Raw genomic sequence first — 19,454 nt, 5'->3', positions numbered from 1 at the left:
TTTTCCTTGCACCGTTATATGTATTACTTCATAACGCATCGCACGAAAAAGGGAGCAGCGGCACTGGTGCTCCCTTTTCTAGCGTCAGCTTACGCCCAGAATGACGCTCGAGGCCTTGAAGAGGGCACAGGCATGGGCACCGGTTTTCAAACCGAGCGTGGTCGCGCTGGCGTGGGTGATGACGGCGCTGACGACGTTGCCGCCGCCGATTTCCACGTCAACTTCGGTGTTCACCGGGCCTTCGACGATCTTGGTCACCGTGCCGCAGAAGATGTTGCGGGCGCTCACCTTGGCATCGTGGAGGTCGGTGCCGATGATGATGGAACTCGCCTTGATGATGGCAAAGGCATCCATCCCTTCCTTGAGCCCCAGGTTTTCCACGGCACCGTTGGTGACCGTTGCGGTGAGCGGCGCCCCACCCTTGAGGGTGAGGGTGACCTCAGCGTTGACGGCCCCTTTGATGATCTTGCTGACGCTTCCCGAAAATACGTTACGTGCGCTTACTCTCATCGATATCCTCCCTAAGAATTTTTCGAGACCTTCGATATTCCCGAGTCTCTCCTGCAGGTTCGCCAGGTATTTCCGGTGCTCCTCCTGAATGACGCGGAACTGACTGACGATCTTTTTCCCCTCCGGGGTGAGGGTCGTGCCCCCTCCTCCTTTCCCGCCGGTCAACCGTTCGACGAGCGCAGTATCGGCCAGGTTGTTGATGGTGTTCACCGTGTCCCACGCCGTTTTGTAGCTTATGCCCAGAGCTTTGGCCGCTTTGACCATGGAACCGAGTTCATCGATCCTTTCCAGCAGCGCGATGCGGTCGGCGCCAAGGTACCGGCGATCGGACTTCTGAATCCACAGGCTTCCTTCAAGCTCAGTCGAAATCTTTTTTCTCTTCATCGGAGGTACCTGTCCTCTTGAACCTAAATAATCATGAGAGCGGGAGTCACTTTCAACTGTAGCAAGTACCATGCACTAGGAGTTAAAGTAAAGAATAGCCCACTCACCCGGGGCTCTCTGAGTTCGCAGGCATACCACGGCTGTTCAATCGAAAACATTATCCGGATATATGTACCATCTGGACCCCAAAAACAACAACTTTGTCCGTTTACAAAATCGCTGAGCGGATCCTGCCGATTAACGCTTGCACCGCACTCCCCTTTCTGCTAAAAAACCGTCTTCCTCAGCACCGGTTGTAACCTTCGCGGCATCCCCTCTCATGGCAGTCCCAAGGTAGCTTCCCTCATTGAATACGTGCTGGTCACTTTCGGCGCCCTGACCTCGGGGCGGGCCCAGGCCCGGCTTTTGCCATTTTCCCAGGAGTACCCATGCAAACAGTTTTCGGTATCGACTTCGGCACCACCAACTCGGCCCTTTCCATCTACCGGGACGGCAAGGTGGAGATCGCCGACATCGACGCATTCAACGGCAATGCCTCGCTCATGCGCTCGGTTCTCTATTTCAACGAGGACGAGGAGATCTTCACCGGCCAGGAGGCGATCGACAACTACGTGAGCGACGGGGCCGCCGGGCGCTTCATGCAGTCGATAAAGAACTTCCTCCCCAACCGGAGTTTCGAGGGGACGGAGGTGTTCGGGAAGAAGTACCTGATCGAGGACCTGGTCGCCATCATCCTGAAAAAGATCAAGGCGCAGGGGGAAGCGTGGGTGGGTAGCCCGGTGGACAGCGTGGTCCTCGGGCGTCCGGTCGTTTTCTCGGAGGATCCGGAAAAGGACGCGCTGGCCCAGAGCCGGCTGGAAAAGGCGGCGCGCAAGGCGGGGTTTCGGAACATCTTCTTTCAATTCGAGCCGGTGGCCGCGGCCCTTTCCTACGAGGAATCGCTTCCCGCGGGGGCCGAGAAGTTGGTCCTCATTGGCGACTTCGGCGGCGGCACCTCCGATTTCACCGTGATCCGGGTCAAAGGGGGCGCCTTCGGCCGGTCCGACCGGCGCAGCGACGTCCTCTCCCTGGGCGGGGTCTACACCGCGGGGGATAAGTTCGATTCGCAGATCATGTGGGAGAAGATCGCCAAGTACTTCGGCCGCGGGGTCAAATACAAGGGGATGGGCAAGGACGAGGAGTTCGACATACCGCACAGCATCATCTACACCCTCTGCCAGTGGCACCGGATTCCGCTGCTTAGGGCCAGGAAGACCCGGGAACAGATCCGGCTGATCAAGAACGCGGCCACCGACCGCAAAGCCATCGAGAACCTGGAGCACCTGATCGGCGACAATTTCGGGTTCTTCCTCTTCCGCTGCATCGAGAAGGCGAAGTGCGAACTGTCGCAGGCAGATTTGACGGAAGTGGTCTTCAGGGAACGGGATCTCTCGATAACCGAGGCGGTAAGCAGGGAGGAGTTTGAGACGATGAATGCCGGCAACGTCGCCCGGATCGCCGGCTGCATCGACGAGGTCGTGGCCAACTCCGGCATCACCCACGGCGGGATCGACACCGTCTTTCTGACCGGAGGGACCTCGCGGATCCCGTTCATCCGCAGGCTTTTCGAGGAACGCTTCGGCGCCGACAAGCTGGAAAACCGGAATGCCTTCACCAGCGTGGTGCACGGGTTGGGAGCGAGCGTGCCGCTCTTTACGTAGGGTGGGAGGATGGCAGGGGGACAGGCACCTGTGTGCCAGTCCCCGGCCCGAAACCTCGTTCCCCAGTTGGAGGTTGGGGGCGAGACAAGGTACTGAACCCCATCCTCACCCTGTCCCTCTCCTTGAAGGAGAGGGGACTCCCGGTTGGGATTGGTCCTTTTGGGATTGGTCCTTTTGGGATTGGAGGGTGCTGATACCTTCGGCTTCAAACTGCTTTATCACCGCGAGCTTCTTCTCCCGGGGGAGCTTCTTTACCTGCCATTCCAGCTTCCGCGCCTCGGTCGGGTCGGCAAACTCTTTGGCGGCGAGAAAGCGGACCGGCGGGTTGGCCCGGGTGTACTTCGCTCCCTTCCCCTGAACATGCTTTTGGTAGCGTTCCGCGACATCCTCGGCAATGCCGGTGTAGATCGCCCCGCCCCGGCACTCGATGAAATACAGCCACATCCGGTTACTTCCTCTCCAACTTATTTCCAGCCTGATGGGTCGGCACCTCGTGCCCACCCTACGGATCAATCTCCTGCGTTACTCATCCCTCACCCCCTGCCCTCTCCCGGAGGGAGAGGGGGTCAGAGGTATTTCCACCGTCAACAGAGCAGATACTGACCGTCGTCATCGGCATCGTATGCCCTATCCTCACCGGCCGGAACCGGCGCAGCGGGAATCGGTGCGATCGGCGGCGGAAGGACTTTTTCTACCGTAACGACCTCGACCGGCGTTTCAGCCGGCACGACGGCGCGCATCCCCTCCTCGGCCGCCCGTTTGGCCATCTTGTCGCACCGCTCGTTGAAGTGGTGCCCCGCATGGCCGGGAATCCATTCCCAGGTGAGCTCGTGCTTTCCGGACAGCACGGAAAGTTGCTGCCAGAGATCCTGGTTCTTGAGCGCGTCAGGGGTCTCCAGCCGCCCGTTGCGGATCCAGCCGCGCAGCCATTCGTTCATTCCCCGCACCAGGTACTGCGAATCGCTGTAGACGTGGACCCGTTTTGGGGTGTGCAGCGCTTCCAGCCCCCGGATCGCCGCAATCAGTTCCATCCGCTGCGAGGTGGCGACCGGCTCGAAGCCGCTCAGTTCCTTTTCGTGCGCCCCGTAGCGCAGGATCACGCCGTATCCCCCCGGGCCCGACTCCCGACCTGAGCCGTCGCAATAGATCTGCACCAGCCCCGGCGGAGGGGGAGTGAGGGCGACCTCCAAGGCGGCCAGGTTCAACTCGCGCAGCAGGGGAATCAGCGCCGGAAGATCCGGCGACCGCACCTGCAGCTCGGCAAGCGAGGTTTCCAGCGGAACGTCATAACGGACGGTCGCCAATACCTTCGAGAGCCGCGCCTGATCGGCGTGCCGGCGCAGGTTTTCCCGGCGTGACTTTCCATTGACGAGATCGGTCCACTGCAGCACCCCCTCCAGGGAGCCGAACTGCTGCACCAGCGTCGACGCTGTCTTCTCCCCGATTCCCGGCACGCCGGGGATGTTGTCCGCGGTGTCGCCCGCCAAACCGAGGACGTCGGTCACCAGCTCGGGAGTAACGCCGAAACGGTCGAGCACTTCTTGCCGCCCCGAGCGCTTGTCCTTCATGGTGTCCAGAAGAGCGACCCGGTCGTTGACGATCTGCAGCAGGTCCTTGTCGCCGGTGACGACCGTGACGTCGATTTCTTCGGCGGCGAACCGCTGCGCCAAGGTGGCGATGACATCGTCGGCCTCGAACCCGGGAGCTTCCAGGACCGGAATGTTGAAGGCATCCAGGACCTTCCTGATGAAGGGAATCTGGGGGACCAGGTCCTCGGGCATGGCGTCCCGGTGGGCCTTGTAGGCGGGGTAGATTTCGCGGCGGAAGGTATCTTCCCGGGGGGGATCGAAGACGACGGCAAAATAGTCGGGACGGTGCTCCTGCAGGAGGGTGCAGAGCATCCGGGTGAAACCGGAAACCGCGTTGGTCGGCATAGCGCCGGCGGCCTCCGCTTCGCGAAACCCGTAATAGGCGCGATAGATGTAACTGGATCCATCCAGCAAATAGAGCTGCGGCGACGCTTTCACATTTTCTCCCCAACCATGAATTTCGCGCCGGATTCTACTATTTGCCGCTCAGCTTTACAATCGGATAACAGCGCCCGGGGCAGCTTGGTTGCTCGTCCTCAGCCACAGGGGTCCGGGGCATGGCGTCTGCCCCCCTCTCCTTCTCGTCTTCTTTAATGAAGGAGCCCAATCAGGGAGCCAAATGGTTAACCGCCTGCGGCGGATCGCGCCGGGAAAGACGCTCCCAGAGTGCGCCATCCTACCTCTCCCGGGCGCCCTCCCACCGCATCGCGGGTATCGGTTTGCGTCTCGTGCCTGCAGCAAGGGGTTGATGTTCCGCGGCAAACCGGCTATGTTACTTTCTTTTTCACGACCACCAGTTTCAAAAGGACCACCGGACTGTGACCAGAAAAACCGATGCCATCTATGCTGCACCGCTTAAGGAAATGATCGACTTCAAGTTCGACGAACGGGTCGTGGCAGTCTTTCCTGACATGATCCAACGCTCGGTCCCCGGGTATGGCTTGATCATCTCCAACATCGGCATCCTCGCCGCAAAATACGCCCAGGCCGGGAGCCACTGCTATGATCTCGGCTGTTCGCTCGGGGCGGCCACCCTTGCCATGCGCCAGCGGATCACTCAGCCGGACTGCGACATCATCGCGGTTGACAACTCCCCGGCGATGATCGAGCGCGGCCGCGAGCTCCTGGCTCGCGATACGGAACCGAGCGTTCCGGTGACGATGGTCTGTGCCGATCTCCAGGAGGTCGCTATCGAGAACGCCTCGGTGGTGGTGCTGAACTTCACCCTGCAGTTCGTCCCCCCGGCACAGCGCCTGGCGCTGATCCAGCGGATCTACGCGGGGCTCCGTCCGGGCGGCATCCTGATCCTCTCCGAGAAGATCGCTTTCAGTGAGCCGGAGCGGCAACACTTTCATGTAGAGGTGCATCACGACTTCAAACGGGCCAACGGCTACAGCGATCTCGAGATCAGCCAGAAGCGGTCCGCGCTGGAAAATGTGATGATCCCCGAGACCCTCTCCTGCCATCAAGAACGGCTGCAGGCGGCTGGATTCTCTTTCTCCGAGCTTTGGTTCCAGTGCTTCAACTTTGCCTCCCTGGTCGCGATCAAATGAACTTCTACGATTCCCTCTATGCACAACTCGCCGCCATGGGCCAGGAGCGCTGGGGAGAGCAGTTGCAGGCAACGCTGTCGGAGCGACTGGCCCTGGACGGTCATGGCAAGATGGAAGGCTGGCTGGAGGCCCTTCAGGCGCTGCCGGAGCTACGCCCGTCCGTGGTTTCGCTGCAGGACGATGTCACCATCGGCTCAGGCTCCGATCTGGGCGAACTCGACCGGGAACAGCTGATCGCCCAACTCCAGGCCTTTCACCCCTGGCGCAAAGGCCCCTACCATTTTTTCGGCATCGACATCGACACCGAGTGGCGGTCCGACTGGAAATGGGAGCGCGTCCTGCCGCACATCCAGCCGCTGGACGGGCGCAGGGTCCTCGATGTCGGCTGCGGCAACGGCTACCACGGCTGGCGCATGCGCGGCGCCGGCGCCGACTTCGTCCTCGGCATCGAGCCCTTCCTCCTTTCGGTGCAACAGTTCCAGGTAATGCAACGCTACCTTCGTGACCCCAAGCACCATGTCATCCCCATCGGCATCGAGGATGTTCCCGCCGATCTCGCCTGTTTCGACAGCGTCTTCTCCATGGGGGTGCTCTACCACCGTCGTTCCCCCCTGGACCATCTTTTCGAACTCAAGGGGTGCCTGCGCCGGGGCGGCCAATTGATTCTGGAGACCCTGATTGTCGAAGGGGATCAGGAGAAGGTCTTCATGCCGCCCGGACGCTACGCCAAGATGCGCAACGTCTGGTTCCTGCCGTCGGTTGCGGCGCTGACCTTGTGGCTCAAGCGCTGCGGGTTCACCGACATTGCCTGCGTCGACATCAACCGCACCAGCCGCGAGGAACAGCGCTCGACACAGTGGATGCACTTCGAGTCGCTGGCCGATTTCCTGGATCCGGATGATCCGGAGCAGACGATCGAAGGCCACCCGGCGCCGCTACGGGCGATTTTCACGGCGACGAAGCCGTAGTCGCTCTCTTTGCTTTTTTGACGTGGGTCAAAGCCCCCCGCAGCAATGGTGCTAGGATCAGCTCCACTTGCGGGAACGTTCGGTAGTGTTGCCGGACTTCCCCAGCATGAGGAGGGGAAATCCATGTCAGTCGTCGTCATCGCCGTCGGTTTAAGCTGGTTACTCATCGCCGCAGTGGCGTTCTGCCCGTTCCGGGCCAGAAGATAGACCAGGCGGAAATGGTTCGTGGGGTTGAGGCGGGAAAAAACTCGGCATCGTGCCGGGTGGGCACGGAATGCCCGCCCTAGGGAATCGATGCTCGCGGCAGGACGCCGCTTTACCGGGGAGAAGGAGAAGGGAATTTGGTGGGCGCGACAGGCTTCGAACCTGCGACCGGCCGATTAAGAGTCGGCTGCTCTACCAACTGAGCTACGCGCCCCTTTATCACTGTGACTTGCTTTGACTCTGGAACTCAGCCCTTAACTTGAACTCGCAGTTCTCGCAATCAAGGCACAAATAGTACCCCTTTGGCTTGTGCGGACAGGAGTACTTCAATATTTTCATTAAAGAGTCGCCGATATAGAAGAACAATACCGTCCCGGTCAACCCCACAAAAAGAACCAGAAGAACATCGATCAGGATCTCCACTCCAGCCCCCCCTCTTTCATAGCAAAGCCAGCAAAAAACAAAAATGCAGTGCGTAATGAGCACCAGCGCGGAACTGTCAGAAAAAAATTAAATGCAATCAATATTCGTGCCATCACGCCCCCCCTGTCAAATCCAACAAATCTCACCACTTACCAGCCGATTCATCGCCGTGAGCAAAAGACGGGAGTGTCCATTATTTTACAGATACGGCATTAACCCATTGATTTAACGTAGATTGTCACATTTTGGACATGTCCATTTTGTTACACCTCGATAATCCGGCGACCACCCTCTTTCTTTGCTGCAGCACAGCCCCTTATACGCACCCCGGCAGCGCTTCGCTCCCCTGCCTGATGTTTCCGCGCAGATAACTTGATGTAAGTCAAAGACTCCGGCGACTCCCTGCGTTATCCCTAAAGTTACCTAGCGGTAACCTCAGGAGGGAAACGATGAAACAACTGGGCATCGAACCGGAATCGACGGTGTATGGCGAAATCCTCGCCAGCATGGGGGAAGGGATTATCTTCGCCGACCAGGACAACCGCATTGTCCTGGTCAACCAGGCAGCGGAACAGATCCGGGGGATCAAGGCGGGGAACTTCCTCGGCCGGGATATTCTGGAAATGCACTCGCCGATGGCCCGGGAACGGATCGGTGAGATCCTGGCCGCACTCCGCAGCGGCGCCCTCCCCTCGCACACCCGTCCCCTGCATACCAAGGGAAAGGTCTACGAAAACATCTATTACCCGATCCGGGCCGACGCCGGCGCCTTCGTCGGCACCCTCATGATCAGCCGCGACATCACCGAAAAAGAGCAGCTCAAGGAGGAAAACTCCGCCCTGCGCGAGCAGATCAGCGCCGAAAACGCCCGTGGCGAGATGGTCGCCCGCAGCGCCGCGATGCAACCGGTATTCCAGGTGATCCGCACCACGGCGCCGCTCGATTCCACCATCCTGATCGGCGGCGAGTCGGGCACCGGGAAGGAACTGGTCGCCCGCGCCATCCACCGGGAGAGCCGCCGCGCGCGCCACCCGATGGTCAAGGTGAACTGCGCCGCGCTCCCGGAAAACCTCCTCGAGTCCGAGCTCTTCGGCTACGAAAAGGGTGCCTTCACCGGCGCGCTGCGGGAACGCAAGGGAAAATTCGAGCAGGCCAACGGCGGCACCATCTTCCTCGACGAGATCGGGGAGATCCCGCTGCCGGCGCAGGCGAAACTGCTTCGGGTGCTCCAGGAAAGGACCGTGGAGCGGATCGGCGGCAACCGGGAGATCAGCGTGGACGTCCGGATCATCGCGGCAACCAACCGTGACCTCTCCCTGGAGGTCGCCAAGGGACGCTTCCGGGAGGATCTCTACTACCGCCTCAACGTAATCCCGGTCCACCTGCCGCCGCTTCGGGAGCGGCGCGAAGACATCATCCCGCTCACCCGGCGTTTTCTCGCCATCTTCTCGGAGCAGATGGGCAAACCGGCCCTGGAACTCGCGCCCGAGGCGGCGCGGCTGCTGCTTGCCTACAACTATCCCGGCAACGTGCGGGAGCTGAAAAACGCCGTGGAGCGGGCCGTGGCGCTGAGCGCCGGTGATCGGATCACCGGAGAGGATCTCCCCCCCAACTTCACCACCCAGTCGGCCCCGGCGGCGACCCGCCTCCCCCACCCGTCCCGCATGCCCGAAGGTGCGGCGCTGGCGGCCAACCTGAACGGCTTCGAAGACGTCCTGATCGACCAGGCGCTGGAACGCGCGGGCAACAACAAGGGCGAGGCGGCCCGCCTGCTGGGTGTCTCCCGGAAAACACTCTGGAAAAAACTGAAGCAACGGGAAACACGGGTTACCGATCGGTAACGCCGGCGTTCCCGCAGGTTCCCATCCGCCGAAACGCTCGCCCGACACCCACTGCAAAATCAACCACTTCCGCTCCTGCCGATGGTGGCACGCATACTGCTCATAAGGTTACAACGTCGGTAATTCACCCCAACGTTGCAACGCCACCTCAGCAGGAGTCCTCATGAACCTCAAGAAACCCCAGAAGCCGCTCAAGGTGTTCCTGGTCGCGGCAGTGCTGGCGCTGTCCGCCGCCCTGTTCCTTGCCCTGGGTCCGCCGCAGTTGCTCGCCAAGTCCGAATCCCCCGCGTTCTGTGCCGGCTGCCACGTCATGGAAGAGGAACACACCGCCTGGAGCCACGCGGGAGCGCACCGGCGGCTGCGCTGCGTCGATTGCCATCTCCCCGAGGGTAATCCGGTGGTGCACTACGTCTGGAAAGGGATCGACGGCATGAAGGACGTGATCTGCTTCCACACCGGGCATGTTCCGGAGCGGATCGAATTGAGCGCACACGGGGCCGAGGTGGTCCAGGCGAACTGCGTCCGCTGTCACCAATCGACCCTCGCCGGCATCGACACCACCAGGCGCTGCTGGGGCTGCCATCGGCAGCTGCGCCACCGGCTGACCGGGACCATGGCAACGAGGTAGTCAATGAACAATGAACAATGAACAATGAACAATGAGCAGTGAGCAGTGAGCAGTGAGCAGTGAGCAGTGAGCAGTGAGCGATGAGCGATGAGCGATGAGCAAAAACCTGATCGATGGTCAGGGTGCGATTCATACCGAGAAGATCCGAAAAACCAGGGAGAGAAAACATGCAGAAGAACGTGATGAAGAAGGGGGCGGCGGTGGTGCTCGTTGCTGCCGTGACGCTGGGGGCTGGCATGGCGATGTTTGCCGGCTGCGCGCCGGAGAAGGCGGAGCGGGTGAAGACCGTGCAGATCGAGGACGGGGTGGTGGACCCGGCTCAGTGGGGCAAGGCATACCCCGCCGAGTACGAGCTCTGGAAGAAGACCGGCGAGCCGACCCCGGCCGGCAAGAGCAAATACAAGCGCGGCTACGACGTGGGCCAGGAGCGCCCCGACAAGCTGGACGAGTATCCGTTCCTGGCGCTTCTCTACAACGGCTGGGCCATGGGGAGCGAATACAGTGAGCCGCGCGGGCACCTGTTCATGCTCAAGGACCAGCAGGCGGTCGATCCCGGCCGTTACAAGGCGGGCGGCTCCTGCCTGACCTGCAAGACCCCGTATGCGCCGAAACTCTCCAAGGCCGGGGTCGCCTATTTCGGTAAGCCGTACCCGGAAGTGCTGAACCAGATCCCCCAGGAGCACCAGCAGCTCGGGGTCTCCTGCGTCGACTGCCACAACAACCGCGACATGTCGCTCCGGGTCTCCCGCGACTTCACCCTCGGCAAAGCACTCGAGAAGATCGGGGTCGATAGCTCCAAACTGACCCAGCAGGACATGCGAACCCTCGTCTGCGCGCAGTGCCACGTGACCTACAGCATCCTGAAGGACGGGCAGATGCACTCCACGGACGTCATGTTCCCCTGGGACGGCGGCAAGTGGGGCAAGATCACCATCGAGAACATCATCGCCAAGCTGCGCAGCAACGCGCCCAGCGGGGAGTGGACCCAGAGCGTGACCGGCTTCAAGCTCGCCTTCATCCGGCATCCGGAGTTCGAGCTTTTCTCCAATAACAGCGTCCACTGGCAGGCCGGCGTCGCCTGCTCCGACTGCCACATGCCTTACACCAAGGTCGGCACCAAGAAGGTATCCGACCACCGCGTGACGAGCCCGCTCAAAAACGAGATGAAGGCATGCCAGCAGTGCCACGCCGAGTCTCCGGAATGGCTGCGCCAGCAGGTCTTCGCGATCCAGGACCGGACCATGTCCGCCTACATCCGCTCCGGCTATGCCACCGCGACCGTCGCGAAACTCTTCGAGATGGCCAACAAGGCGAACGCCAGCGGCAAGAAAGTGGACCAGGTGCTTTACAACCAGGCGAGGAGTGATTACGAGGAAGCCTTCTACCGCGTCGTCTTCATCGGCGCCGAGAACTCCAGCGGGTTCCATAACCCGAGCGAATCTCTGCGTATCCTCAACGACGCGTCCATGCATGCCGGCAAGGCCGAGGGGCTTTTGCGCCAGGCCCTGACCAAAGCCGGGGTCAACGTCCCGGTCCAGATCGACCTGGAGCTCCCCAAGTACCTGAACAACCGCGGTGCCAAGAAGCTCATGTTCAAGGCGTCCGACGAGATCAAGGATCCGCTGGCCGGGAAGTAGAACCGACAACTCACCCCTTTGAAAAAAAAAGGGGGGGATTTGCTTCTAAGCTCGTAGGGTGGGCAGCCCTCTGCCCACATCCTTCCCCGTGGCCACGGCAGGGGCCCGCCCTACGTTTTTTACCCACGGCAGCAAGGCCGCTCCTATGCCTGCAGGACATTGAATTTCCCGGCTGAACCGGGAGAAAGGGGGGACGACCGATGCGGCAACGCCTGGTCCGGGTCCCGGTAAAGATGAAAGGAAAGCTGCGGGGGGAACGTGCCCCGCTCTCGAAAAAATACGCCGTCTGGGGAGTACTCAGCGGCACGGCTTCCATCCTCGCCATCTTCGCGGTAACCCAGCTGGCCGGCTGTCCCCTCCTGATCGGCTCCTTCGGCGCTTCGGCGGTCCTTCTTTTCGGGGCGGCGGAATCCCCGCTGGCCCAGCCCCGCAACCTGATCGGAGGCCACCTCGTCTCCGCGCTGGTTGCGGTGGTGACCGTCCTGGCGGGAGGAACCGACGCCGTCGCCGTCTCGCTGGCCGTCGGGGTGTCGATCGGCCTCATGTATCTCACCCGGACCGTCCACCCTCCCGGCGGGGCGACGGCCCTGATCGGCGTTCAAAGCCACGCGACACCGGCCTTCCTACTGATGCCGGTCCTCTCCGGATCACTCCTGCTGCTCCTCGTTGCGCTTTTTACCAACAACGTGGTGCACCACCGCCAGTACCCCAAGCATTGGATATGAGAAAACCCGCTGACGACACCGTCAGCGGGTTTTTCATTGGCAGCGGCCGCCTACCCTGTGGGAGCACCACTTCTGGCTCAGGCGCTCTGGGCAAGGGCCGCGACTTTCCCGGTGGGAGCGCCCTTCCGGGCGCGATTACATATGGTCTTCGCGCCAGGACGGGCGCTCCCGCAGCCGTAAAACAGAACCCGACCTTTCCAGCCGCCTCGCTCCCCCTTCAATCCCAGGCAAACGCCGCCATGGAAAACGCACCGTAGGTGTACCCGTCGTGGAGGATGCGTCCGGCACCGCCCCCTCCGCTCCCCAAGGCGACGAAGATCGGCAGAAAGTGCTCCGGACTGGGATGGTTGCGCAGTGCCTGGGGAGCCCGCTGCGCATAGTCGAGAAGTTCCTCGGTGCGACCGGAAGCGACCGCCTCCTTCACCCAATCGGCAAACTCGCGCGCATAGGAAAGCGGCGGAGTATCGACCCCGCGCCCGAAGAAATCGCCCAGGTTGTGGGTGGTCGCCCCGCTAGCCACCACCAGCACCCCCTCTTCGCGAAGCTGGTGGAGCGCCTGCCCCATCTCCAAGTGATGGCTCGGCCCCAGCTGCGGCTGCACCGAGAGCTGGACCACCGGAATGTCCGCCTCCGGGTACATCAGCAGGAGCGGAACCCACGCCCCGTGGTCGTACCCCCGGGACAGGTCCCGCTCCCCCTCGATTCCCCCGCGGCGCAGCAGGTCCAGGACCCGCTTGGCCAGGACCGGATCGCCCGGAGCGGGATATTCCAGCCGGTAGAGTTCGTCGGAAAAGCCGCCGAAGTCATGGATGGTCGGTGGCTGCGGGTGTCCCGTCACCCGCGGATGCTGCGTGGTCCAGTGGGCGGAAACCGAGAGGATCGCCTTGGGCCGGCCGATATCCTTCCCCAGCCCACGCAAAAAGTCGCGCGTCGGACAGGGATCCATAATCAAAGAAGGCGCCCCGTGCGACACGAAGAGCGCCGGAAGTTTTGCTGTCATCGCCTTTTCCTTTCCTGGCCACGGCGCCGGCGCGAGCCGGCTACCGGTAGATCTTCACCCGTTCATCCAGCGGCTGGTACTCCTTGGGTGCCGGTTCGGCGGCAGGCTTGCCGAACGGCATCTGCGCGATGAGCTTCCAGGAGGCCGGGATCTTCCAGGCCGCCTGCACCGCAGCGTCGATCACCGGGTTGTAGTGCTGCAGCGAAGCCCCCCACCCCTCCGCTTCCAGTGCCGACCAGATGGCGAACTGGAGCATCCCGGAAGACTGCTGGGACCAGACCGGGAAGTTTTCCCGGTACGCGGGAAAGCGCTGCTGCAGCCCTTCCACGGTGCTGGTGTCCTCGAAATAAAGGATGGTGCCGTAGCCGCTGCGGAAGGCACCGTCAATCTTGTCCACGGTGGTCGGAAAACTTTCCGGCGGCACGATCTTTTGCAGCTCGCCCTTGGTGATCTCCCACAGCCTTTCGTGCTGCTCCCCAAGCAGGATCGCCACCCGGGCGCTTTGCGAGTTGAACGACGACGGAACGTGCTTCACCGCCTCGCTCACGATCTCCTCGATCCGCTGCACCGTCGTGACCGCTTCCTTGCTCAGTCCGTAGTAAGTCCTTCTGTTTCTTATCGCGTCCCAATAGGCGGTTTTCATGGCTCTTCTCCTCTAACCGGCGCTGTCTTTCCAGCCCCGTTCAATATGATATAGTTTAACGTCAAACTATACTTCTTCAGCAAACATGTAAAGACTTTTTTTCCGCCTCCCCCTGCGCCTTCACGGCGGCCGCAGGCGGCAAAAGGATCACGCCGGGAAACCAGTTGCATCTCGGGTAGTTAGCATGCTATGAAAGGCGTATGACAACTCCCGCCCAAAGGATCGACAAAACCGACCTTCTCTTCAGCATGGTCGGCCTCAGCCGGCGCTGGCGCCAGGTGCTGGATGCGGAATTCCAAACCTCCGGCCTGACCGACGCCACCTGGCGTCCGCTGCTGCATCTGGACCTGTTGGGGGATGGGGTGCGCCAAAAGGACCTGGCGGCCTCGCTGGGACTGGAAGGCCCTTCCCTGGTCCGGCTGCTCGGCACGCTGGTGGCGAAAGGCCTGGTGGCCCGGATCGAGGATGAGCGCGACCGGCGGGCCAAGCAGTTGAGCCTGACCGACCGGGGCCGCGCGGTGGTACACCAGATCCGCGCCGTCGTGGAGGAGTTGGAAGAGACCCTTTTTGCCTCCTTTGACGCCGCCGAATTGGAGCAGCTCACCAGGTTCGTCGCGCGTCTCGACGCCAGCGTGCACCAGATCCGAGGTCGCAGCCGCGGCTGATCCCCCTCCCCGTTTACCCCAGCGGTTCGAACGCGGCCCGCTCCGGCGCGTAGCTGTAGAGCTGGCCGTCCTGGATGTCGAAATACCAGCCGTGCAACAGCAGCTTCCCGTCCCTTACCCGCCCGGTGATCCAGGGGAAGGTGAGCAGGTTCTCCAGCGAGATCAGGATCGCCGCCTGCTCGCAGGCCCGATTCTGCTTTTCCGGTTCCTTTTCCGCCAACTCCTCCAGCACGCGCTGTCTTCCCTTGTGCGCGATCTGCACCCATTTGCCGATGAAGTTCCCCGGCCGCCCCTTCGGGATGCCGTGCATGAGCGCGTTGATTCCGCCGCAACCCGAGTGCCCCAGGATGATGATGTGCTCCACCTCCAGGTGGCAGACGGCATATTCCAGCGCGGCGCTGACGCCGTGGAAGTGGCTGTCGTCCTCGCAGGGAGGAACCAGGTTCGCGACGTTGCGTACCACGAAGAGCTCCCCCGGGGCGCATCCGGTGAGGATGGCGGGGTCGACGCGGGAGTCGCTGCAGCCGATGAGGAGCACCTTCGGATTCTGCTCCCGGCGCAACAGCTCGAAGCACCTCTCCTCGGAATCGAAATACTGCTGCTGGAATTTCTTGAACCCGGCGATGAAGCGGGCGATTTCCTGTGCCATGCGGTTGGCCCTCCTGGGATACGGCACCGGAAGGAAGCGGCCAAGATGTCTCAGCGCCCCTTAGTGCCGAACGAGCAAATGAATGAGATTCAGCGGGCTGTCAGGCCCCGGCTCGGCAACCAGAATAAAGTAGAAAAACATAACCGCAACCAGGGCAATCAGTGAGTAAAACGCGATCCTCGAATTTTCCATGGCGGTCACCTCATCCTTTCATGGCCTTTTTTATGCCTCTGCCGCAGCAAAGGGCCTTCCCTCCTGATAGTACAGGGAAGGCTGGAGCAAGACGAAAAAGAGATGGACATCGGGGAAACCGAAATGACAAAGCAGCGCATTGAGCATTTCGGCGATCTCGTCGTAAACCTTCTTTTCCCGGGGGAACATGAGTATCTCCAGCGAGCGCGGCGTGTCGGTGATCGGCTTGAGGCCGAGCAGTTCGACACTCACCCTCTCGCGCGGCAGGTGCGCCACCCGCGAAAACTCCTCGGCAAAAAGCTCCGACTGTTCTTCCAGAAACTCCCTTTGAAATCCCGTGAACCTGAGAAAAGCCATAGCATCCCCCTTCCAAAGCTCCGACCGTCAAACCATGCGTTTCTTTGCCCGGTACCGCCGCGCGACGATGCAGGCGCAAAGCCGCCGGAGACGGGCGTCCCTCATTGATCATCCCTTTGGCGCACGTCGTTCACGGACCTTTCCAGGCGCTGGACCAATTCCGCGAGAAACGAGGTCTCTGCCTCGTCGAAAGGACTCAGCAGGTCCGCCTCCAACTGCTGGACCTGATGGTAGATGTGGTAGACGGCCACCTCACCGTGCGGGGTCAGGCGGACCAGTTTGGCCCGCCGATCCGCGGGGCTCTGGGTGCGCTGGACCAGCCCCTTCTCCATCAGGTTGTCCAAAAGACGGACCAGCGACGAGCCGCGCAGCCCCATGGAGGCGGCCAGGTCCTTCTGCCGCACGCCGTTGCCCAGCAGATGAAGGTGCAGCAGGGGACGCCAGGTGGCATCGGTAAGACCCGCTGCGTTGATCTGCCGATCCAGCACCCGCCGCCAGCGCCGGGTCAGGTGCCCCAGCCGGAAAAGCAGGTTGTGGCGGTCGATGTCGGACACGGTAACGGTCATGTTGTTTAGATAGCATGGCAATGCAATATCTGACACAATAATGGACCTTGTGTCATTGGCGAAGTCATAGCTCCGGGACCGCACTCAGGATTTCCGTCCCCACTCGAGAAAAGGGAGCCAATAGTGGGGGCTGAGAGTTCGCGTGCCCGGTCAAAGTCGCACCACTCCCGTCGCCTGCTGTCATAAATCGGTACCGGCTGCTACCAGTCCCCGGCTTTAGAGGGAGAAAACTTTTCTTGCAACGCACCAGAGATTCGTATAGGTATGCTCTCTACGCAACTCACCCGGATCCACAAGATAACAAGACCGGTTTTTCTGCCGCTGCTCCTGGCGTTGACGGTCTTCTTCCTTTCTCAAGGGATCGCGGTCCAGTCTTTTTGTTCACCGCAGCAAGGCTCTCTCTCCAAAACCCACCGCATCAAGTTCCAATCGCCCGCGGTCCCTCAAGGTACTGCCAAATGTCAAACGCCCCGGGGCTTCAAATCCGCCCCGGTTGACGCTCTGGTTCCACGGCCTGATCTCGTCACCAACCGATCCTGCCAACGCACCGTCTTCACGGAAGATTCCGATCGGCCCGCTTCGCGTTCGGTCACCACTCTCCCTGCACGAGCCCCACCCGCCTAACCCTTCCCAGCTCTATACCCGTAGACGCGCCTGCTGCCCGCTCCGTACCAGCAGCGACAGGCACCTCTGCATCCGCGGTTCGCATCTCGGCCCGGTGCCGCAGCAGCTCTCCGGCCGCTAAGGGCTGAACCTTAGAGGCAAATCCCCCCAAATCCCCCTTCGCAAAGGGGGACTTTATCGGACTTTTGCCCAGAGCCAGCATTGCCTTCGTTTTGGCGATAATTCGGTAAAAAACCGGTCCTATCGACCGGTTGGCACATCATTTTCGTCCGTCAGGAGGACCTCTGCCATGTCGACATTCCGCGACCTCCCCTGGAGGCACAGCGTGGCGCTCGATGTAGGTACCGCGACGACCCGTATCGTCACCGGCACCGGTTCTCTCATCGAAATCCCCTCCCGACTGGGAGCATGTCCCGGGCTTGCCGGGGGTGTCGTGATCGATGGCGCCACCGTCTCACGATTGTTGACCCCAATGCTGCACCAATCCCGAATCTTCGGCGTGGTGAAGCCTACGGTTCTTGCCTGTGCGCCGACCGATGCACGCCCCGAAGAGCGGCAGTTGCTTACCGACTCGATCCTGCGGGGAGGAGCCGCATCGGTATCGATGATTCCCGAACCGCTCGCCGCCGCAATAGGGGCCGGGGTGGATGTCGCTTCCCCGTATGCACAGATGGTGATCGACCTGGGCGAAGGGGTCACGGACTGTGCCGTGATCCAATCGGGCAAGATCCGGGAAACCTGCGCCCTTCGACGAGGCTGCGCCCATTTTCGCAACGCGATCGTGCAGGAGGCTGTTTCCTGGGAGAGGTGTGACCACAGCGACGCGGAGCTGCTGATGCGGAAATACGGGATCAACGGTCCGGATGCCGGAGCCTGGGGGCTCGTGGCCGCGAAATCGATCGAGGCGGCACTGGAGGGAATAGCCGAAAAGCTGGCGGCGTTTTTCCGGGAGCTGCCGCACGGGGCGGCATGCGACATCATCGACGGCGGGATCTGTCTGACCGGTGGAGGCGCACTTATACCTGGCGTGCGGGAATATCTCGCAAGGCGGCTACGGATCGGGGTAAGGGTACCCGGCAACCCGTTGCTTTCCGTGGCCGAAGGGATCCGCTCCATCCTGCCGGTGATTCTTTCCCTGAACCTGCTGTCGCGGCAGGAGAATCAATAGATCTACCGCGGCCCTGTCGGCCGACGGAAAACCTCAATGGAGATACAAAAATGGAACTCATCCAGAAAACGAACATAGACTTTGTCGGCAAGCGAAAGTTTTCCTTCATCATTTCCGCGATCATCGCCCTCGTCGGCCTCATCGGCATCGTTCAAATAGGGCGAAATGCCGCCAACATGGGAATCGACTTCTCAGGCGGGACGGCGATCCAACTCAACTTCAGCCGGCCGGTCCCCATCGACCAGGCGCGGTCGGTTCTGGCCCGCCACAACCTGAGGGAAGTAAACCTGCAGCAAGTAAGCGGCAGCAACCGCTTGCTGCTCAAGTTGGGCAAAACGACCGTGGGTTCGAAAAACGTCGCGGAACTGATCAACCAGGTATTCCAAAAGGAATTTCCCCAGCACAGCTTTGTCATCGAGAACTGTTCCGAAATCGGTCCCTCCATCGGAGACAAGCTGAAGAAGGACACCCTGGTGGCAGTAGGAATCTCGATGTTCGGCATCGTCGGCTATATCGCCTGGCGCTTTGATTTCCGGTTCGGAGTCGGCGCGATTGTCGCCACGCTGCACGACATGCTGGCCATGTTTGCGGTCTTTTTTGTGCTGAACAAGGAGATCAACCTCCTGTTCATCACCGCGGTACTGACCATCGCCGGATATTCGCTGACCGACACGGTGGTGGTCTTCGACCGGATCCGGGAGAACCTGCACCGGACCTTGCACCAGCCGGCGGAAAAGGTGTTCAATGAAAGCATCAACGAAGTGCTTTCCCGGAGCGTGGTCACCTCGTTGACCACCTTCCTGGCGGCGACGTCGCTGCTGCTCCTCGGTGGGGAGGTAATTCACGACTTCGCCCTGGCCCTGGTGGTAGGGATCATCGTCGCCACCTACTCTTCGATATTCATCGCCAGCCCGGTCGTTTTGGAACTGGAGACGCGCAAAAGCCGGAGGGCCCTGAACAGTGCCCGCGAGGAGGCATCATGAACCCGACCGTCGGCGCCATCGTTTACGCCGCCCTGCACCAGCGGATCACCTGCAGCCACTGCGGATCGCTCGATCACCACAAGCGGGTCGGCGAGAACCGTTTCGTCTGTAAGTACTGCCGCAAGGAATTCAACCTCGCCCCGTCCCCGAAACACCCGTAGGGCTGAAGGGGGCGTGGCACCACGCCCCCTTGATCGGGTCGGCGCGGGAAAATACGGTGCGACTGGGGCGTGCGGAGTTTCGAGAAGGCTGGTAGGGCAGGAAGGATGCGTGCTGCGGAATCCGGACGGCAACGCATCCGGAAGTGAGGAGGGAATCGGTCGTGGGCCTGAGGAAGGTTCCATAAAGACAAAGGAACCTCGTTTCGGAAGGATACCGATGCGGGGCGGGGCGGCGCGATCACCAGCAGCAGCGCCGGTACGCGGTGAGCTGAGCAGGCCTGGCG

The 19,454-nt window shown here is 61.3% G+C and carries 18 protein-coding genes, 1 tRNA gene and 2 pseudogenes; 11 read left to right on the top strand and 10 right to left on the bottom strand.

All coding sequences use genetic code 11. From position 1 onward, the window contains the following. Positions 1–84: 84 nt before the first annotated feature. Positions 85–894 carry a TOBE domain-containing protein gene (locus tag JFN93_RS10105; RefSeq protein WP_199383947.1) on the bottom strand — a complete coding sequence of 270 codons (810 nt, stop codon included), beginning with the start codon at positions 892–894 and terminating at the stop codon, positions 85–87. 428 nt (positions 895–1,322) lie between these two features. Here JFN93_RS10105 and JFN93_RS10100 point away from each other — a divergent pair, with 428 nt between their 5' ends. Continuing rightward, positions 1,323–2,594 (top strand): Hsp70 family protein, encoded by a 1,272-nt coding sequence (locus JFN93_RS10100; protein ID WP_199383946.1) that lies wholly within the window; start codon positions 1,323–1,325, stop codon positions 2,592–2,594. A 105-nt stretch (positions 2,595–2,699) separates the two neighbouring features. Here the strand turns inward: JFN93_RS10100 and JFN93_RS10095 are convergent, their stop codons facing one another. From JFN93_RS10095 to JFN93_RS26210, 3 genes and pseudogenes are all read right to left on the bottom strand, one after another. Beyond that, complete coding sequence (locus JFN93_RS10095) at positions 2,700–3,038, bottom strand: GIY-YIG nuclease family protein (RefSeq protein WP_199383945.1); 339 nt, start codon at positions 3,036–3,038, stop codon at positions 2,700–2,702. A 299-nt stretch (positions 3,039–3,337) separates the two neighbouring features. Continuing rightward, positions 3,338–3,751, bottom strand: a pseudogene (gene rnhA, locus JFN93_RS26215) (ribonuclease HI); the annotation flags it as partial. Positions 3,752–3,889: 138 nt separating this feature from the next. Further along, positions 3,890–4,621 (bottom strand): annotated as a pseudogene (locus tag JFN93_RS26210) (5'-3' exonuclease); the annotation flags it as partial. 380 nt (positions 4,622–5,001) lie between these two features. Between JFN93_RS26210 and cmoA the strand changes: the two are divergent. Then, complete coding sequence (gene cmoA / locus JFN93_RS10085) at positions 5,002–5,736, top strand: carboxy-S-adenosyl-L-methionine synthase CmoA (RefSeq protein ID WP_199383943.1); 735 nt, start codon at positions 5,002–5,004, stop codon at positions 5,734–5,736. Next, positions 5,733–6,704, top strand: a complete 972-nt coding sequence (cmoB, locus tag JFN93_RS10080; RefSeq protein WP_199383942.1) for a tRNA 5-methoxyuridine(34)/uridine 5-oxyacetic acid(34) synthase CmoB — start codon at positions 5,733–5,735, stop codon at positions 6,702–6,704. The genes cmoA and cmoB overlap by 4 nt, the downstream gene beginning before the upstream one ends. 342 nt (positions 6,705–7,046) lie before the next feature. Here the strand turns inward: cmoB and JFN93_RS10075 are convergent. After that, positions 7,047–7,122, bottom strand: a tRNA-Lys gene (locus JFN93_RS10075). A 658-nt stretch (positions 7,123–7,780) separates the two neighbouring features. On the opposite strand from JFN93_RS10075, the gene JFN93_RS10070 reads away from it, so the two are divergent. The 4 genes from JFN93_RS10070 (at position 7,781) to JFN93_RS10055 (ending at position 12,162) form a co-directional block, all read left to right on the top strand. Continuing rightward, entirely contained in the window at positions 7,781–9,172 is a 1,392-nt protein-coding gene (locus JFN93_RS10070; protein WP_199383941.1) for a sigma-54 interaction domain-containing protein, read from the top strand. Between the two features lie 163 nt (positions 9,173–9,335). Further along, the gene (gene nrfH, locus JFN93_RS10065; RefSeq protein ID WP_199383940.1) at positions 9,336–9,800 is read left to right on the top strand and encodes a cytochrome c nitrite reductase small subunit; all 465 of its coding nucleotides are present in this window, start codon (positions 9,336–9,338) and stop codon (positions 9,798–9,800) included. Between the two features lie 167 nt (positions 9,801–9,967). Continuing rightward, positions 9,968–11,437, top strand: coding sequence for an ammonia-forming cytochrome c nitrite reductase subunit c552 (locus JFN93_RS10060; protein WP_199383939.1), 1,470 nt, complete (start codon positions 9,968–9,970; stop codon positions 11,435–11,437). 200 nt (positions 11,438–11,637) lie between these two features. Next, positions 11,638–12,162: an HPP family protein gene (locus tag JFN93_RS10055; protein ID WP_199383938.1), complete on the top strand. Its 525-nt coding sequence runs from the start codon at positions 11,638–11,640 to the stop codon at positions 12,160–12,162. 217 nt (positions 12,163–12,379) lie between these two features. Here the strand turns inward: JFN93_RS10055 and JFN93_RS10050 are convergent, their stop codons facing one another. Together JFN93_RS10050 and JFN93_RS10045 are read right to left on the bottom strand one after the other, a co-directional pair. Continuing rightward, positions 12,380–13,162, bottom strand: coding sequence for a dioxygenase family protein (locus JFN93_RS10050; protein WP_199383937.1), 783 nt, complete (start codon positions 13,160–13,162; stop codon positions 12,380–12,382). 40 nt (positions 13,163–13,202) lie between these two features. Then, positions 13,203–13,805, bottom strand: a complete 603-nt coding sequence (locus tag JFN93_RS10045; protein ID WP_199383936.1) for a nitroreductase family protein — start codon at positions 13,803–13,805, stop codon at positions 13,203–13,205. 200 nt (positions 13,806–14,005) lie between these two features. On the opposite strand from JFN93_RS10045, the gene JFN93_RS10040 reads away from it, so the two are divergent. Further along, complete coding sequence (locus JFN93_RS10040) at positions 14,006–14,470, top strand: MarR family winged helix-turn-helix transcriptional regulator (protein WP_199383935.1); 465 nt, start codon at positions 14,006–14,008, stop codon at positions 14,468–14,470. 13 nt (positions 14,471–14,483) lie between these two features. On the opposite strand, the gene JFN93_RS10035 is transcribed toward JFN93_RS10040, so the two are convergent. From JFN93_RS10035 to JFN93_RS10025, 3 genes are all read right to left on the bottom strand, one after another. Then, positions 14,484–15,119 carry a carbonic anhydrase gene (locus JFN93_RS10035; RefSeq protein ID WP_199383934.1) on the bottom strand — a complete coding sequence of 212 codons (636 nt, stop codon included), beginning with the start codon at positions 15,117–15,119 and terminating at the stop codon, positions 14,484–14,486. A gap of 222 nt (positions 15,120–15,341) precedes the next feature. Next, positions 15,342–15,668: a DUF1904 family protein gene (locus JFN93_RS10030; protein ID WP_199383933.1), complete on the bottom strand. Its 327-nt coding sequence runs from the start codon at positions 15,666–15,668 to the stop codon at positions 15,342–15,344. 101 nt (positions 15,669–15,769) lie between these two features. Further along, positions 15,770–16,255 carry a MarR family winged helix-turn-helix transcriptional regulator gene (locus tag JFN93_RS10025; RefSeq protein WP_236021626.1) on the bottom strand — a complete coding sequence of 162 codons (486 nt, stop codon included), beginning with the start codon at positions 16,253–16,255 and terminating at the stop codon, positions 15,770–15,772. A gap of 892 nt (positions 16,256–17,147) precedes the next feature. Here JFN93_RS10025 and JFN93_RS10020 point away from each other — a divergent pair. The 3 genes from JFN93_RS10020 to JFN93_RS10010 are packed head-to-tail and all read left to right on the top strand — an operon-like array spanning position 17,148 to position 19,170. Next, positions 17,148–18,026 (top strand): rod shape-determining protein, encoded by an 879-nt coding sequence (locus JFN93_RS10020; protein WP_199383932.1) that lies wholly within the window; start codon positions 17,148–17,150, stop codon positions 18,024–18,026. A gap of 50 nt (positions 18,027–18,076) precedes the next feature. Then, entirely contained in the window at positions 18,077–19,009 is a 933-nt protein-coding gene (secF, locus tag JFN93_RS10015) for a protein translocase subunit SecF (RefSeq protein WP_199383931.1), read from the top strand. Continuing rightward, complete coding sequence (locus JFN93_RS10010; protein WP_199383930.1) at positions 19,006–19,170, top strand: hypothetical protein; 165 nt, start codon at positions 19,006–19,008, stop codon at positions 19,168–19,170. Before secF ends, JFN93_RS10010 begins: the two co-directional genes overlap by 4 nt. Positions 19,171–19,454 lie beyond the last annotated feature (284 nt).

The organism is Geomesophilobacter sediminis, assembly GCF_016458275.1.
GTDB lineage: Bacteria > Desulfobacterota > Desulfuromonadia > Geobacterales > Geobacteraceae > Geomesophilobacter > Geomesophilobacter sediminis.
The sequence above is the reverse complement of the archived record's forward strand: the minus strand, read 5'-3'. Positions and strand labels throughout refer to the sequence as shown.